We start from the raw sequence: 316 nt of genomic DNA, 5'->3' as shown, positions 1-316 counted from the left end.
TAGAGCTTTTTTATAATCCATTATAGAAATACCTTGGTTTCTTACCAATATACAGAAGTTTGCAAGGGTTTTCAAACCCCCATATTTTTAATTAAGTCATAAAACTCAAGAAAATGCGCTTCGTATTTCTTATAAAGAAGCTATTAAATCTAAAGAAAATATTGGTATCACAAATGCGATAAATATTTCAAAAAATTATGATGTTATACGTGCATTAAAAGAAAATGATAGAAGTATAGCAATTGAAGGGCTTGACAAAGTATCTAAAGATTTTAAAAGTTATACAGACTATCAAAATATAAAGATACATATACAT

The organism is Sulfurimonas sp. (assembly GCF_016744025.1).
In the GTDB taxonomy this organism is placed as follows: Bacteria; Campylobacterota; Campylobacteria; order Campylobacterales; family Sulfurimonadaceae; genus Sulfurimonas.
Note: the sequence above shows the minus strand (reverse complement) of the source record.